12 protein-coding genes are annotated in these 14,214 nt (G+C 69.6%); 4 read left to right on the top strand and 8 right to left on the bottom strand.

Annotated features, from left to right (window positions below):
- Positions 1-253 precede the first annotated feature (253 nt).
- A complete protein-coding gene (locus tag AC07EQ_RS16695) occupies positions 254-1,021 on the top strand; it encodes an SRPBCC family protein (protein WP_478388822.1) in 768 nt (255 codons plus the stop codon).
- A 442-nt stretch (positions 1,022-1,463) separates the two neighbouring features.
- Here AC07EQ_RS16695 and AC07EQ_RS16690 read toward each other — a convergent pair whose 3' ends face one another.
- The 3 genes from AC07EQ_RS16690 to AC07EQ_RS16680 all read right to left on the bottom strand — a co-directional run bounded on the left by AC07EQ_RS16690 (position 1,464) and on the right by AC07EQ_RS16680 (position 5,179).
- A complete protein-coding gene (locus AC07EQ_RS16690; protein WP_478388821.1) occupies positions 1,464-2,453 on the bottom strand; it encodes an o-succinylbenzoate synthase in 990 nt (329 codons plus the stop codon).
- 216 nt (positions 2,454-2,669) lie between these two features.
- Positions 2,670-3,338: a suppressor of fused domain protein gene (locus tag AC07EQ_RS16685; protein ID WP_478388820.1), complete on the bottom strand. Its 669-nt coding sequence runs from the start codon at positions 3,336-3,338 to the stop codon at positions 2,670-2,672.
- Positions 3,339-3,517: 179 nt separating this feature from the next.
- Positions 3,518-5,179 carry a DNA repair helicase XPB gene (locus AC07EQ_RS16680; RefSeq protein WP_478388819.1) on the bottom strand — a complete coding sequence of 554 codons (1,662 nt, stop codon included), beginning with the start codon at positions 5,177-5,179 and terminating at the stop codon, positions 3,518-3,520.
- A 173-nt stretch (positions 5,180-5,352) separates the two neighbouring features.
- On the opposite strand from AC07EQ_RS16680, the gene AC07EQ_RS16675 reads away from it, so the two are divergent.
- The 3 genes from AC07EQ_RS16675 (at position 5,353) to mdlC (ending at position 8,421) form a co-directional block, all read left to right on the top strand.
- On the top strand, positions 5,353-6,096 hold the full coding sequence (locus AC07EQ_RS16675; protein ID WP_478388818.1) for a hypothetical protein: 744 nt from the start codon (positions 5,353-5,355) through the stop codon (positions 6,094-6,096).
- Positions 6,097-6,229: 133 nt separating this feature from the next.
- On the top strand, positions 6,230-6,730 hold the full coding sequence (locus AC07EQ_RS16670; RefSeq protein WP_478388817.1) for an LppU/SCO3897 family protein: 501 nt from the start codon (positions 6,230-6,232) through the stop codon (positions 6,728-6,730).
- 95 nt (positions 6,731-6,825) lie between these two features.
- The gene (gene mdlC, locus AC07EQ_RS16665; RefSeq protein ID WP_478388816.1) at positions 6,826-8,421 is read left to right on the top strand and encodes a benzoylformate decarboxylase; all 1,596 of its coding nucleotides are present in this window, start codon (positions 6,826-6,828) and stop codon (positions 8,419-8,421) included.
- A 169-nt stretch (positions 8,422-8,590) separates the two neighbouring features.
- Here the strand turns inward: mdlC and AC07EQ_RS16660 are convergent, their stop codons facing one another.
- The 5 genes from AC07EQ_RS16660 to AC07EQ_RS16640 all read right to left on the bottom strand — a co-directional run bounded on the left by AC07EQ_RS16660 (position 8,591) and on the right by AC07EQ_RS16640 (position 13,607).
- Positions 8,591-9,472: an ABC transporter ATP-binding protein gene (locus AC07EQ_RS16660; protein ID WP_478388933.1), complete on the bottom strand. Its 882-nt coding sequence runs from the start codon at positions 9,470-9,472 to the stop codon at positions 8,591-8,593.
- A gap of 24 nt (positions 9,473-9,496) precedes the next feature.
- Positions 9,497-10,297: an ABC transporter permease gene (locus AC07EQ_RS16655; protein WP_478388815.1), complete on the bottom strand. Its 801-nt coding sequence runs from the start codon at positions 10,295-10,297 to the stop codon at positions 9,497-9,499.
- Positions 10,294-11,061 (bottom strand): ABC transporter permease, encoded by a 768-nt coding sequence (locus AC07EQ_RS16650; RefSeq protein ID WP_478388814.1) that lies wholly within the window; start codon positions 11,059-11,061, stop codon positions 10,294-10,296. Before AC07EQ_RS16650 ends, AC07EQ_RS16655 begins: the two co-directional genes overlap by 4 nt.
- A gap of 10 nt (positions 11,062-11,071) precedes the next feature.
- A complete protein-coding gene (locus tag AC07EQ_RS16645; protein WP_478388813.1) occupies positions 11,072-12,085 on the bottom strand; it encodes an ABC transporter substrate-binding protein in 1,014 nt (337 codons plus the stop codon).
- A 502-nt stretch (positions 12,086-12,587) separates the two neighbouring features.
- Entirely contained in the window at positions 12,588-13,607 is a 1,020-nt protein-coding gene (locus AC07EQ_RS16640) for an ABC transporter substrate-binding protein (RefSeq protein WP_478388812.1), read from the bottom strand.
- Positions 13,608-14,214 lie beyond the last annotated feature (607 nt).

The following is a 14,214-nucleotide window of genomic DNA, read 5'->3' as shown; positions in this document are numbered from 1 at the left end:
TGTTTGTTTGGCCAATTGCCTCTCCGCACACTAGTTTTTCGTCTCATCGCCCAACCCACCCCCCCCCCTAGGGGGGGTACCCGCCTCCTCCCGCCACCCCCCCCGCGCCTGCGTGGTGGCGGGCCCCGATGATCCGAATGGGGTATCGGACGGCCGCTGCGGCTGGGAAGCTGGTGGTGGACTGTGAAACGCAGCTTCTTCAGGAAGGACGGCTCATTCGAGCCGAGCTCGGTCGAACCAGGAGGACCCTCCAGTGCAGATGCAGCACCAGTTCAGCGTTCCGGTGCCGGTCGACGTGGCGTGGAAGGCGCTGCTCGACCCGGAGCGGGTCGCCCCGTGCATGCCCGGCGCCACGCTCACCAAGGCAGAGGGCAACGAGTTCGCCGGCTCCGTCAAGGTCAAGCTCGGTCCGGTCACGCTGCTCTACAAGGGCACCGGGACCTTCAAGGACGTCGACGAGGCCGCCCGCCGGGTGGTCATCGACGCCAGTGGCAAGGACTCGCGCGGCAGCGGCACCGCCGCCGCGACGGTCGCCGCGGTGCTCACGCCGGAAGGCGACACCACCGCGGTCACGGTGGACACCGACCTGAAGGTCACCGGCAAGCCGGCGCAGCTCGGCCGTGGCCTGATCTCCGAGGTCGGCGGCAAGATCCTGAACCAGTTCGCGGCGAACCTCGCGAAGCGGCTCACCGAGGAGGAGCCGGCGGCACCGGCCGAGGAGGCCGAGGCGGAAGCCCCCGCGGCTTCCGGTGCTGCGGCGGCTTCGGCGGACGAGAAGGCCAGCTGGCGGGTCACGCCGGCGGGCAGCCACGACACGGCGTTCACCAGCACGGCGAAGGAAGAACCGGCGCGCAAGGCGGACGCGATCGTGACCGGCGGCGCGGCACCGGCGGATGAGGCCATCGACCTCCTCGGCACGGCGGGAGCACCGCTGCTCAAGCGCCTGGCCCCGGTCGCGGTGGCGGTGTTGGTCCTCGGCTTCGCGTTCCGCATCATCCGCCGGCGGCGCCGCCGCCGCTGACCCACCCGGCCGTCGCCCGGGGCGGAGTCGCTCCACCCCAGGCGACGGACCCGCGCTCGCCCAGACCTAAACCAATGTCCATGCTCCTAGAGCATCCGTGAGTTGCGAAAACGCCTATCCCGTGGTCGGCGAGGCCCCGATTTCGCCTGAAATCGGGCCCTTCCCGCCGGACGCCGAGCGCCGCTCTCCTGGCCCGGATGGTGTTCTGCCCGGTTCTGGAGCTTCCAATTTTGCCTAAAATTGGAAACCTCCCGCCGGGCGGTGAGCGCCTGGGTCGCTCAGCCCTGGGTCGTGTTCTTCCTGGTCCGGAGGGTTTTCCAATTTTGCCTAAAATTGCGATCCCGCTGTCCAGGCGAGGCGCGCTGGGCTTCTAGGCCCCGGTGGTGTTCTGCCTGGTTCTCGGGTTTCCAATTTTGCCTGAAATTGGAGATCGGCCAGCGTGTCAGGGCTGCGTCAGCAGGTCGTGGACCCGGCGGAGCCGGTCGAGCCAGTAGCGCTGCACGTCGGCGGTCGGCGTAGCCGCCGCGACGAGCGCGGGATCCGGCTCCGGCGGACGGCGGAGCACCGGCAGCTGGCCGTCCACGGGAAGCAGCGAGTCGGCGACGACGTCGCCGTCGAGCAGCGCCACCGTGCCCAGGCCGCAGGCGAAGGGGAGCTCGGGCAGCGAGCCCGCCAGGGCGAGCTGCGCGGCGAGGCCGACGCTGCTCTCCACTGCGGAGGACACGACGCAGGGCAGGCCGCAGGCCTCGGCGACGCGCAGCGCGCGGCGGACGCCGCCCAGCGGCGTGGCCTTGATGATCGCCACGTCGGCCGCTCCGGCGACCGCCACGCGGAGCGGGTCGTCGGCGCGGCGGATGCTCTCGTCGGCCGCGATCCGGACGTCCACGCGGCGGCGGACCGCGGCCAGCTCGTCGATCGTCGGGCACGGTTGTTCCGCGTATTCCAGGCCTTCCGCGGCCTTGTCCAGCTCGCGGATTCGGGTGACCGCCGTGTCGACGTCCCAGGCCGCGTTCGCGTCCACCCGGATCGCGCCGCCGGGCCCCAGCGCGTCGCGGACCGCCGCCACGCGCTCGACGTCGTCGCCGCGGGACTGGCCGGGCTCGGCGATCTTCACCTTCGCCGTGCCGCAGCCGGACGCCGCGACGATCGCCGCCGCCTTCTCCGCCGGCACCGCGGGCACCGTGCAGTTGACCGGGATGCGGTCGCGCACCGGCTCCGGCCATTCCTCGGTGCACGCCTCCAACGCGGCTCGGAGCCACGGCACCGACTGGGCGTCGTCGTAGTCCTCGAACGGGCAGAACTCGCCCCAGCCGGCCGGGCCGCTCAGCAGGACTCCGCGCCGCACCGTGACGCCCCGGAACTTGTTGCGCATGGGCAGCGCGTACACCCGAACCGCGTCCAACTCCGCCAGGTCGATCGTCGCCGAGTCCATGGCCTGATCCTTTCAGCCCGTCGCCGCCACCGCGCATCAAGGCACACCGCCACCGCCGACCGGTGGCGCCGCAACTTCAATGGAAATCAGAGGTCCGATTTCCATTGAAGTTGCGGGAGTTGTCCACACCCACCGGCGTGTCGTGGCCCGACACGCCGATGGGCCGCAATTTCCATTGAAATCGAACCTTCGATTTCAATGGAAATTGCGCTCATCTCAGACCACGCTGGGGCGGCCGAGGTCGAAGACGTCCACCTCGAACCGGGCCCACTGCTGGCGCAGCGAGGTGACGCCGTTGTCCAGGATGTAGTTCAGCTCGCCGAGGGTGACCGGCAACAGCGTGAACACCTGCAGCTGCTCGACCCCGTCCGGGTCGGTGAACCTGGTGAACTCCGGCGGGAACAGCGGGTGACCGCTGGCCAGCACCCCGTGGAACTCGGTGCCCGGCAGCAGCGGCTGCTCGTTCGGCACGATCTGGTCCGGCACCAGGTGGGTGCGCTGCTGCACCAGCAGACCGGCGGTGAGGTCGACCAGGTGCCGGGCGGCTTCGGCCTGCTCCTTGTAGACGGTGCACGCGAGTTCCTGGGCCGGTTCGGCGCCCAGCGGCTGGAACCGCAGGCCGGTGCTGATCACCGTGGTCAGGTGGTACTGCTGCAGGTGGAAGAACACCAGGCCGTAGCCGCGGTTGGTGCCGTGCGCGTTCGGCGGTTCGGCGCCGGTCGGCGTCCCGGCGTGGCGTTCCAGGCTTTCCGCGAGTCCGACGAACCGGTGCGCGCCGCCCATCGCCGCGCGTTCCTGCTCGGTGGCCATCCGATCTCCAGTACCTTGCTCGACACCCGCGTCAGACCGGCTCGCATGAGCGAGGAACGGCGAAGCTTCGCTCATGACGCCTCCAGCATCTCGCGGGACACCCGCACCTGCGTTCCTCCTGGCGCCCGCGCACCCCGGACCCGGGGCGACCTGCGATTCGGGTGCTGCGTGCGTTCATCGCAACGGTAGCCGCTGCGGGGCCGAACTCGGACACTTTTGGATGACAGCCGACCGGGTGTGTCCCCCAATTGTCGTCACCCGACGTCCGGGATCGCCGGCCCGAGCAGGTCGTCGGCGTCGACGATCTTGTACGCGTAGCCCTGCTCGGCGAGGAAGCGCTGCCGGTGCGCCGCGTAGTCGGTGTCCAGGGTGTCCCGCGACACCACCGAGTAGAAGTGCGCCTGCTTGCGGTCGGCCTTCGGCCGCAGCAGCCGGCCGAGCCGCTGCGCCTCCTCCTGCCGCGACCCGAACGTCCCGGACACCTGCACGGCGACCGACGCCTCCGGCAGGTCGATGGAGAAGTTCGCGACCTTCGACACCACGAGCCGGCTGATCTCGCCGCGCCGGAAGGCGTCGAACAGCTCCTCGCGCTCCTTGTTCTTCGTCGAGCCCTCCACGATCGGCGCGTCCAGCGCCTCGCCCAGCTCGTGCAGCTGGTCCAGGTACGCACCGATGACCAGGGCGGGCTCGCCCGGGTGCCGGTCCAGGATCGCCTTGACCACCGGGGCCTTGGTGCGCGCCGTCGAGCACATCTTGTAGCGCTCGTCGGAGTCGGCCGTGGCGTACTCCAGCCGCTCGTTGTCGGTCAGCGTCACCCGGACCTCGATGCACTCGGCGGGCGCGATCCAGCCCTGCGCCTCGATGTCCTTCCACGGCGCGTCGTAGCGCTTGGGGCCGATCAGGGAGAACACGTCGCCCTCCCGGCCGTCCTCGCGGACCAGCGTCGCCGTGAGCCCGAGGCGCCGCCGGGACTGCAGGTCGGCGGTCATCCGGAACACCGGTGCGGGCAGCAGGTGCACCTCGTCGTAGACCACCAGTCCCCAGTCGCGGGAGTCGAACAGCTCCAGGTGCTTGTACTCGCCCTTGGAGCGGCGGGTGATCACCTGGTAGGTCGCGATGGTGACCGGCCGGATCTCCTTCTTCTCCCCGGAGTACTCGCCGATCTCCTCCTCGGTCAGCGAGGTCCGCTCGATCAGCTCGCGCTTCCACTGCCGCCCGGCGACGGTGTTGGTGACCAGGATCAACGTCGTCGCCTGCGCCTCGGCCATCGCCGCCGCGCCGACCAGCGTCTTGCCCGCGCCGCAGGGCAGCACCACGACGCCCGAGCCGCCGGCCCAGAACGACTGCACGGCCTGCTGCTGGTAGTCGCGCAGCGTCCAGCCGTCCTGCTGCAGCGCGATCGGGTGCGCCTCGCCGTCGACGTAGCCGGCCAGGTCCTCGGCGGGCCAGCCGACCTTCAGCAGCATCTGCTTCAGCCGCCCGCGCTCGCTGGGGTGCACCACCACGGTGTCGTCGTCGATGCGCGCGCCCAGCATCGGCGCGATCTTCTTGTGCCGCAGGATCTCTTCCAGCACCGCGCGGTCCAGCGAGCCCAGCACCAGGCCGTGCGCCGGATCGTTGACCAGCTGCAGGCGGCCGAAGCGGCCCATCGTCTCGACGATGTCCACCAGCAGCGGCTGCGGCACCGGGTAGCGCGAGAAGCGCACCAGGCCGTCCACGACCTGTTCCGCATCGTGCCCGGCGGCGCGCGCGTTCCACAGCGCGAGCGGGGTGATGCGGTAGGTGTGCACGTGCTCCGGGGCGCGTTCCAGCTCGGCGAACGGCGCGATGGAGGTGCGGGCCTCGTCGGCGAGGCCGTGGTCGACCTCCAGCAGCAGGGTCTTGTCGGACTGGACGATCAGGGGTCCGTCGGTCACGGGTGCGCAGCTCCCTCGGGTCGGACGGCTTCTTCGCAGGTGATCAGCGGTGCCGGTGGCGGCTGCCGGACTCCGCACCCAGTATTCCACCGTCGTCTTTATCACCCGTTCGGGCACTAGCGGCCGAGGGTGCTCGGCTAAATTGCTCACTGCGCACAAAAATCGGAGGAGCAGTGAGTTATCCACCGCAGGATCCGTACGGATCGCAGTCCGGTCCGTACGGATCGCAGCCGGGCCACGGGTCGTACCCGCAGGGCCAGTACCCGCCGCCGAACGCCTCGGACGACTTCTGGCGCCACGTCGCGGGCAGCCAGCCGCCTTCGATGCCGCCGAAGAAGAACCGCACCGGCCTGATCATCGGTCTGGTCAGCGCCGGCGCGGTGGTGGTCATCGGCATCGTGGTGACGATCATCCTGCTGGCGGTCAACAGCGGCGGTGGCCGGACCGACGCCGGCCCGACCACCGAGCCCAGCACCGAACGCAGCACCACGCGCACCACCGAACGAAGCACCGAGCGCACCACCGAGAACTCGGGCAGCACGTTCGAGGCCGGCAGCTGCGTCTCGCTGGTCAGCGAGAAGGGCGGCGAGATGAACGCCGCGGACTGCGGTTCCGCGGACTCGGACTACAAGGTCATCGACGTCGTGGAGGGCAACAACCGGAGCCTCTGCCTCGATGACTACACCAACGTCGTCGACGGCAAGACCTACTGCATCGAGCTGGACGTCAAGCAGGGCGACTGCCTGACGGCCTTCAACGAGGCCGAGGACAGCGTGCCGCTGAAGATCGACTGCAGCAAGGCCGAGGACCAGGTGACCAAGGTCGCCGACAGCACCGACCCGAAGACCGCGTGCGCTGAGGGCGAGGGCTACTACGTGTTCCAGAAGCGCACCGTCTGCTTCGGCAACGTGCAGTAGTGATCGGTCGTGAGCGCCGTTGTGCGCTCACGACCCCGGATTCCTCCCAAATCGGGCCGTTTGCGCTGATCGGCGGTGGTTGGACCGCGATTTCGGCTAGGTTTGCGCGGCTAGATCGTTTCCGGAGGGATCCATGAGCCATCCGCCGCGCAGCCGGGCCGGGAAGGTGGCCGGGCGCGTCGCCTACGTCGGCGTGCTCGCCATCGGATTCGCCATCGTCATCGGCGCCTACTTCACCCTCGGCGGCGACCGGGCCGAGGCCGGGGACTGCGTGGACATCACCGGCGTCGGCACGGCGGATCCCGGCTGGCGGCACGTCGACTGCGGCAGCGCCGAGTCCGACTTCCTGATCGCCGAGGTCTCCGAGTCGTGCCGGCCGGGGTACGCGACGGTCAGCCGCGGCAGCGGGCTGCGGTTGTGCCTGGTGCCGGACGTGGCGGTCGGCGACTGCCTGCGCGTTCCGGCGGCAGGCATCGAGACCAAGGCGCGTTGCGACGAGCCCGGCGCGAACGAGCGCGTCACGGGGGTGGCGTCGGACACCACCGGGTCGGCGGCGTGCCCGCCCGGGACGGTCCGGAGCACCGTCTATCCGGAACCGGCGCGAACGGTGTGCACCGGTCCTTCCGCACAGTGACAAAGACGATCTGGTTCGGCGGCCGTCGATGTGATGTCGTGTCAGGGCAACCTCGCAGGTGAGCGGGGTTGTTCGCACGATGAGGGAGGGCTTCGATGCGCAGCGAGGACCGTACGGTCCGTGACATCACCCGGGGTTTGATGCGGGAACTCGGGCTGACGACCGTGTTCGGCAACCCGGGTACGACCGAGGTGCCGTTCCTGACCGGATGGCCGGACGATTTCCGCTACGTGTTGGGCCTGCAGGAATCCGTGGTGGTCGCGATGGCCGACGGCTACGCGCAGTCCCGCCGGGAACCGGTGCTGGTCAACCTGCACTCCGCGGGCGGCGTGGGGCACGCGCTGGGCGCGATCTTCACCGCCTACCGCAACCGGACGCCGATGATCATCACGGCCGGGCAGCAGACCCGCACCCTGATGTTCGACGAGCCGTTCCTGGGCGCCACCGACGCCGCGACCTTCCCGAAGCCGTACGTGAAGTGGAGCTACGAACCGGCCCGCGCCGAGGACGTGCCGGCGGCTCTGGTGCGCGCCTACCAGCTGGCGACGACCCCGCCGTACGGCCCGGTGTTCGTGTCGATCCCGGCCGATGACTGGGACCAGCCCGGCGTGCCGGTGACCGCCCGCCCGCGCACTCCCGGCTTCGCCCCGGACCCGGCCGCCGTCGCCGGCCTGGCCGAGGCGCTGCGCGGCTGCCAGCGCCCGGCGTTCGTAGTCGGCCCGGCGGTGGACGCCGACGGCGTGGTCGCGGAGCTGGTGGAGCTGGCGGAGAAGACGCGGGCGGCGGTCTACGTGGCGCCGATGTCGCCGCGCTGCTCGTTCCCCGAGGACCACCCGCAGTTCGCCGGTTTCCTGCAGCCCGAGCAGCGGTTGCTCGGCGAGGAGCTCGCCAAGTACGACCTCGTAGTCGTGTGGGGGGCGCCGGCTTTCACCTACCACGTGTACCGCGGCGAGAACGAAGCCGAACTGCCCGAGATCTTCCTGGTGCACGACGACCCGGACGTGCTCGCCAGGGCGAGGCGGGGCAGCGGCGTGCTGGGCACGCTGGCGCACTCGGTGCGGCAGGTCAACAGCCAGGTCGAGGCGCAGCAGCGGAGCGCGCCGGAGAGCTACGCGCGACCGGCCAAGCCGGCCGCGTCGACGCCGATGACCGCCGCCTACGTCTTCGACGCGATCGCCGGGGCGCTGCCCGCGGACGCGGCCGTCGTGGAGGAAACTCCCAGCCACCGCAACGACCTGCACGAGCACTTCCCGATCCGGTCCACCGACGGCGGGTTCTTCACCGGGTTCTCCGGCGCGCTCGGGTACGGCATCGGCGCGGCGGTCGGGGTCGCCATGGCCGACCCGTCGCGGCGCACGGTCGCGCTGATCGGCGACGGCTCCAGCATGTACGGGATCCAGTCGGTGTGGACGGCGGTCCGCGAGCAGGCGCCGGTCACGTTCGTGATCATGGACAACTCGCGGTACGCGGCGGTGGCGGTGCTGGGCGAGGCGGCGGGCGGCGACAAGCTGCCGGGCGTGGAGCTCGGCGGCATCGACTTCGGCGCGCTGGCGACCAGCCTGGGCTGCCCGGCGAAGCTGGTGCGGACGCCGGAGGAGCTCGACGCGGCGCTCGCCGAGGAGTTCGCGGGCAAGGCCGGCCCGACCCTGCTGCACGTCAAGGTCGACCCGGGCCAGCGCTACCTGTACTGATCCGCCAGCCCGGAACCGTGTGCACTTTGTGCTGCTATGGCAACACGAAGTGCACACGGGCCACGAGCCGCGGAACTACGGGTCTACATCGGACAGAATGGCCTCGGCCGAAACGCGAAGGGCGCCTCCCGTCGAGCTTCGGCAGGAGGCGCCCTTCGCGCGTGCTGCGTCAGTTCCGGGCGTCGGCCTTCTCGGCCTCCGCCTTCTCGGCCTCGGCCCACTGCTTCGCAGTGGACTCCGCGGCGTCCACATCGGACTCTGCCGGGACGGCGTCGCCCTTCGCCGGGGCGTGGGCGCTGCGGACGTCGAGGAGGCGGGCCACCTCGCTGCGGAGGTGGACGAACGTCTCCGACTCGCGGGTGGTGATCTGGTCGCGCTCGTCGCCGAGCGGGATCTCCAGGTCCGCCACGATCGACGCCGGGGACTTCGAGAGCACGAAAACCCGGTCCGCCAGGTAGATGCTCTCGTCGATGTCGTGGGTGACCAGCAGGACCGTGCTGTCGAACTGCTTGCGGACCCGCAGCAGCAGGTCTTCCAGCTCGAAGCGGGTCTGGGCGTCCACCGAGGCGAACGGCTCGTCCATCAGCAGCAGCGCCGGCCGGCAGGCCAGCGCCCGGGCGATCGACACGCGCTGCTGCATGCCGCCGGAGAGCTGCCACGGGTACTTCTTGGCCGCCGCGCTCAGGCCGACCCAGTCGAGCACCTCGTCGGCCCGGCTGCGCCGCTCCGCCTTGCTCAATCCCCTGGAGCGCAGCGGGAATTCGACGTTGGACCGCACCGACAGCCAGGGGAACAGCGACCGGCTGTAGTCCTGGAAAACGACGGCCAGGTCCTCCGGCACGCCGTTCACCGGGTGGCCGCCCAGCTCGACGTCGCCGGTGCTCGGCTTGATCAGGCCGGAGATGGAGCGCAGCATGGTGGACTTGCCGCAGCCGGACGGGCCGACGATGCAGGCGAGTTCGCCGGTGCGCACCTGGAACGTCAGGTCGGCGATGGCCTGGTGGCCGTTCGCGCCGCCGTAGCGGTGCCCGAGCCCGGAGACGTCGAGCATGATCTTGGTTTCGGTCATGGAAGTTCAGCCTCCGACTACTTGGTGCGCCTGCGAGGGTTGCCAGCTCAGCGCGCGACGCTCCACCACGAGCAGCAGGGTGTTGAGGAGGTATCCGAGGATGCCCAGCAGCACGATGCCGGCCCACATCGCGGGGAAGTCGAACTGCCGCTGGTCGAACATCAGCCGGTAGCCGATGCCGTTGGTGGAGCCGACGAGCTCCGAGACGACCATCAGCACCAGCGCCAGCGACAGGCTCACCCGCAGCCCGGCGAAGATCTTCGGCGTCGCCGCGGGCAGCACCACGCCGAAGATCCAGTGCGCGCGCGGGATGCGGAACGACCGGGCGGTGTCCACCTTGACCTGGTCGACGGAGCGGACGCCGTCGACGGTGTTCAGCAGGATCGGCCACATCACGCCGAAGACGATCACGGTGATCTGCATCTGCGTGCCGATGCCCAGCAGCACCAGGAAGACCGGCACCAGCACCGGCGGCGGGATGGCCCGCATGAACGCCATCAGCGGCCCGAAGTAGTCCAGCGCGGTGCGGGAACGGCCGAGCAGGGTGCCCAGCGCGACGCCGAGCACCACGGCGATGAGCCAGCCCGCGGCGATCCGCCCGAGGCTGGCCAGCAGGTCGGAGAACGCCTCGTCGGTCAGGAACAGCGACGACGCCGGCCCGCTGAACCACTTCTCCGCGGCCGTGCCGACGATCGTCGTCGGGGACGGGAAGAACGGGCTCTGCGCGGCGCGGGTGAGCAGCTCCCAGGCCACGATCGCGCCGATGAAGACCACCCAGCGCTGCAGGAATCCGCGCATCTTGATCACGCCGCCTCCCGGTCGACCGCGCTCCACCGGAGGCCGCGCTTGTGCACCTGTTCCAGCACCTCGTTGATGAGGTAGCCGACGATCCCCGCCACCAGCGTCCCGGCCAGCACCAGGTCCATCCGCCCGGCGCCGGTGCTCGCGTCGAGCACGAAGCTGCCGAGGCCGCTGCCGCCGCCGGCCAGGAACTCGGTGCTGACCACCAGGATCAGCGCCACCGCGGCGGACATCCGGATGCCGGTGAGCACGAACGGCGCCGCGTTCGGCAGCGCCACCGTGAACATGATCCGGCCCCGGCCCAGCCCGAAGGAGCGCGCGGTGTCCACCATCACCGGGTCGATCTCGTCCAACGCGTAGATGGTGTTGAACAGGATCGGCCACACCGCGGCGTAGACCGCGAGCGTGATCTTGGTTTCCGGCCCGGCGCCGACCAGCACGATCGCCAGCGGGATCAGCGCCACCGACGGGATCGGCCGGAGGAACTCGATGATCGCCCGGGTGGCGACCCGGACCCAGCGGACGCTGCCGAGCAGCAGCCCGGCGGGGACCGCGATGGCGATGGAGATGCCCAGCGCGATCGCCCAGGCCAGCACGGTGGCGATCAGGTCGAGCAGGAAGCCGCTATCACCGAGCAGTTCGGCGAACTGGGTGAGCACTGTGGACGGTGGCGGAAAGTATTGCTGGGGGACGATTTCGGAACGGCTGAAGGCTTCCCACATAACCAGGAAGCCCAACAGACCGACCAATCCCCGGAGTGTTTTCGTCATTTCCCCGAGTTCAGCTCTGCGGCGGCGCGAAGATCATGCTCGCCACGTCGATTTCCTTGTCGATGTAACCGAATTCCAGCATCAGCCGCGGAATGCGCTGCAGGCGGGTGGCGTCGGCGCGGGAATTCATCTTCAGCAGCGTGATGATCGCCGCAGTCTCCTTGTCGATCTTGGCGAATTCGGGCAGCAGCGGTTCGATCTTGCTGCGGTCCTGCGCCTCGGTGACGGCGGAGTCCATGGCGCGCTGGAACGCCGCCACGGTCTTGGGGTTCTCGTCGGCGAACTTGGCCGCCGACACGTAGCCGCCCAGCGGCAGGTCCTCCAGCGGCCCGGTGACGGTGTCCACCACCGGGACGGCGCCCGCGTCGCGGGCGGACAGCGTCAGGAACGGCTCGACCACGAACGCCGCGTCGACCTGGTTGGTGCGCAGCGCGTTGGGCATGTTGATGAACCCCAGCGGCATCCACTGGACGCCTTCGTAGTCCACGCCGTTGGCCTTCATCGAGGCCTTGACCAGGAGTTCGGAGATGGTGCCGCCGCCGCTGATCGCGATCCGCTTGTCGGCCAGGTCCTGCGGCGTGCGCACGTTGGAGTCCGGCGACGCCATGATCATGCAGGTGTTCGGCGTGCTCGACGCGCAGTCCGCGACGATCTTCAGCTGCGCGATGCCCTTGGCCTGGGCGGCGAAGATGGGCACGTAGCTGCTGAAGGTGATGTCGTAGTCGCCGCCGATGGTGCTGTTCAGCGCGGTGGCGCCGTCGGGCGCGTTGATGATCTCGACGGTGAGGCCCTCCCGCTGGAAGTGGCCGTTCTTCGCCGCCAGGTGCAGCGGCGCGAGTTCGCTGGTGGGCAGCGCGCCGATCCGCAGGTGTGCCTTCTCCACCTGCGCGTTGCCGCCCTTCTGCTCCTCCGAGCCGCCCAGGAGTCCGCAACCGCTGGTGCCCATCAGGGCGCCTGCCGTGACCATCCCGCCGGCGAGTTTCAACAGGTTGCGGCGGGGAAGGGCGCGGGGAAGGGAACTCATCTGGATCCTCCTGGCATCGGGGTGCGGTGCGCGGTGTTCCGTTGTGCCCTGCGCCGGGAGAGGTACGGGTCGGCGTCGATTCCGCTGCCACGGGGTGTTTCTGGTGCGGGGTGGCCGGTTTCGTCGCGATGGTGACCCGGGAGGAAGAGCGGGTGAGCATCGACTCCGGGCGCGGTGGTGCCGCGTCCGGCGGCGGTGCGTCGTTTCTCCCGGTGCGGTGGCGGGTCTTGGTGTCCCGAACTGTAGAAGGTCGGACCACATGCGACAACCAGGCGTAATTAGCTCGTTGTCACGACTCACTCACAAGCGTTGGGTGGTTCACGCCACTCGGCTCAAGACCGGGGGCGAATTGTGACGGTGAGCTGAATAGCGCTGGGCAATTCGAGCGAACGCGGAATGTCGTCTGGACCAACGGCGCGCTCCGCCGGGCCCGCCGGCCGTGCGTGTTTTGTGCTGCTATCGCGACACAAAGCGCGCACGGTCGGCGTGACCAGCGAGAACGTCAGGCCTGCGGCGGCGTCGCGATCATGCTGGCGACGTCCATGTCGGCGGTGATGAAGCCGAAGTCCTTCATCAGGCGCGGCACCCGCTGCAGGCGGGTGGCGTCGGCGCGCGAGTTGAACTTCAGCAGTGTGATGATCGCCGCGGTGTCCTTGTCGATCTTGGCGAATTCCGGCAGCAGCGGCTCGATCTTGCTGCGGTCCTGCGCCTCGGCGACGGCGCGGTCCATGGCCCGCTGGAACGCCGCGATGGTCTTGGGGTTCTCCTGGCAGAACTTCGCGGTCGCCCCGTAGCCGGTCAGCGGCAGGTCCTCCAGCGGGCCGCCGGCGGTGTCCACCACCGGCACGGCGCCGCTGTTGCGGGCGGCCAGGGTGAGGAAGGGCTCGGTGACGATTGCGGCGTCGACCTGGCCCTGCTGCAGCGCGGCGGGCATGTTGATGAACGGGATCGGCGCCAGCTGCACCTTGCTGTAGTCCACGCCGTGGGCGGACATGGTGGCCTTGACCAGCAGCTCGGTGATGGTGTTGGGGCCGCTGATCGCGATCTTCTTGTTCGCCAGGTCCTGCGGCGTGCGGACCCTGGAGTTCGGCGAGGTCATGATCATGGTCGTGTTCGGCGTGGCCGATGCGCAGTCCGCGACGATCTTCAGGTCCGCGATGCCCTTGGCCTGCGCCTGGAAGAACGGCACGTAGCTGCTGTAGGTGATGTCGTAGTCACCGCCGATGGTGCTGTTCAGCGCGGCGCTGCCGTCCGGGGCGGTGACGATCTCGACCGTCAGGCCCTCCTGCTGGAAGTAGCCGTTGCGGACGGCCAGGTGCAGCGGGGCGAGGTCGTTGATCGGCAGGGCGCCGACGCGCAGGTTCGCCTTCTCCACCAGCTCGTTGCCGCCGCTTTCCGACTGCGATCCACCGAGGAGCCCGCAACCGCTCGTGCCCAGCAGCGCACCAGCGGTGACGGTTCCGCCGGCGAGCTTCAGCAGACTCCTGCGTGGCAGGGCGCGGTGGGCGAGGGCGGGGCTCATCTGTTCCTCCTTGCATCAGGTGCGACGTGGAGCGGCGGCTGCGGTGGGTGTCGGTGGCGCAGCTTTGCCGAGACGGCGCGAAGTTCACCCCGCGGGAGGTCCGGGAGAAGCGTTGGTGCACAGTGGACTGAGCCACGGATCGGGCAAGCCCCGTCGGTCACGTGCGCCGGGGGTGTTTCGGCCCTGTGCGAAGTTCGTGCGTCTCCCGGGCTGTGGCGGGGTGCGGGTGCCCCTGAACTGTAGAACGTTGAACTAAACCCGACAACTGGGCGTAACTAGGCACAGGTCACACGGATGGCCCAGTGTTGTCCGTACCACTCTATGGAGTGATGAACTCTCTCTCTGGGGGCCTGACTTGTGACGGCCAGTTAAGTATAGTCTCGCCCGTCGAGGTGACTGGCCTCTGCTTCGGGGGATGCACGTTGTGACCAGGGAGTGTGATGGCAAGCCGGGCTGACAGAGTCTGGGTCGTTGGGGAGTCGGCGCGAGCCGGAGAACCATCGACCCGCTCGTGGGTACCTGGCGCCGCCGCGTCGGATCGCGGGCACGTTCCCAGCACGAGGATCAACACTGTCGCGGCGCGGAGAGGCAGTTAGCCGTGGCGGTG

The organism is Saccharopolyspora sp. NPDC045839, assembly GCF_056431645.1.
Note: the sequence above shows the minus strand (reverse complement) of the source record. Positions and strands in the feature narration are given on the sequence as shown.

Bases quoted from the DNA above. Each gene is read 5' to 3' on its own strand.
- mdlC (WP_478388816.1), top strand. From the start codon at position 6,826: ATGCGCAGCGAGGACCGTACGGTCCGTGACATCACCCGGGGTTTGATG.
- AC07EQ_RS16645 (WP_478388813.1), bottom strand. From the start codon at position 12,085: ATGAGTTCCCTTCCCCGCGCCCTTCCCCGCCGCAACCTGTTGAAACTC.
- AC07EQ_RS16650 (WP_478388814.1), bottom strand. From the start codon at position 11,061: ATGACGAAAACACTCCGGGGATTGGTCGGTCTGTTGGGCTTCCTGGTT.
- AC07EQ_RS16685 (WP_478388820.1), bottom strand. From the start codon at position 3,338: ATGAGCGAAGCTTCGCCGTTCCTCGCTCATGCGAGCCGGTCTGACGCG.
- AC07EQ_RS16660 (WP_478388933.1), bottom strand. From the start codon at position 9,472: ATGCTCGACGTCTCCGGGCTCGGGCACCGCTACGGCGGCGCGAACGGC.
- AC07EQ_RS16690 (WP_478388821.1), bottom strand. From the start codon at position 2,453: ATGGACTCGGCGACGATCGACCTGGCGGAGTTGGACGCGGTTCGGGTG.
- AC07EQ_RS16640 (WP_478388812.1), bottom strand. From the start codon at position 13,607: ATGAGCCCCGCCCTCGCCCACCGCGCCCTGCCACGCAGGAGTCTGCTG.
- AC07EQ_RS16670 (WP_478388817.1), top strand. From the start codon at position 6,230: ATGAGCCATCCGCCGCGCAGCCGGGCCGGGAAGGTGGCCGGGCGCGTC.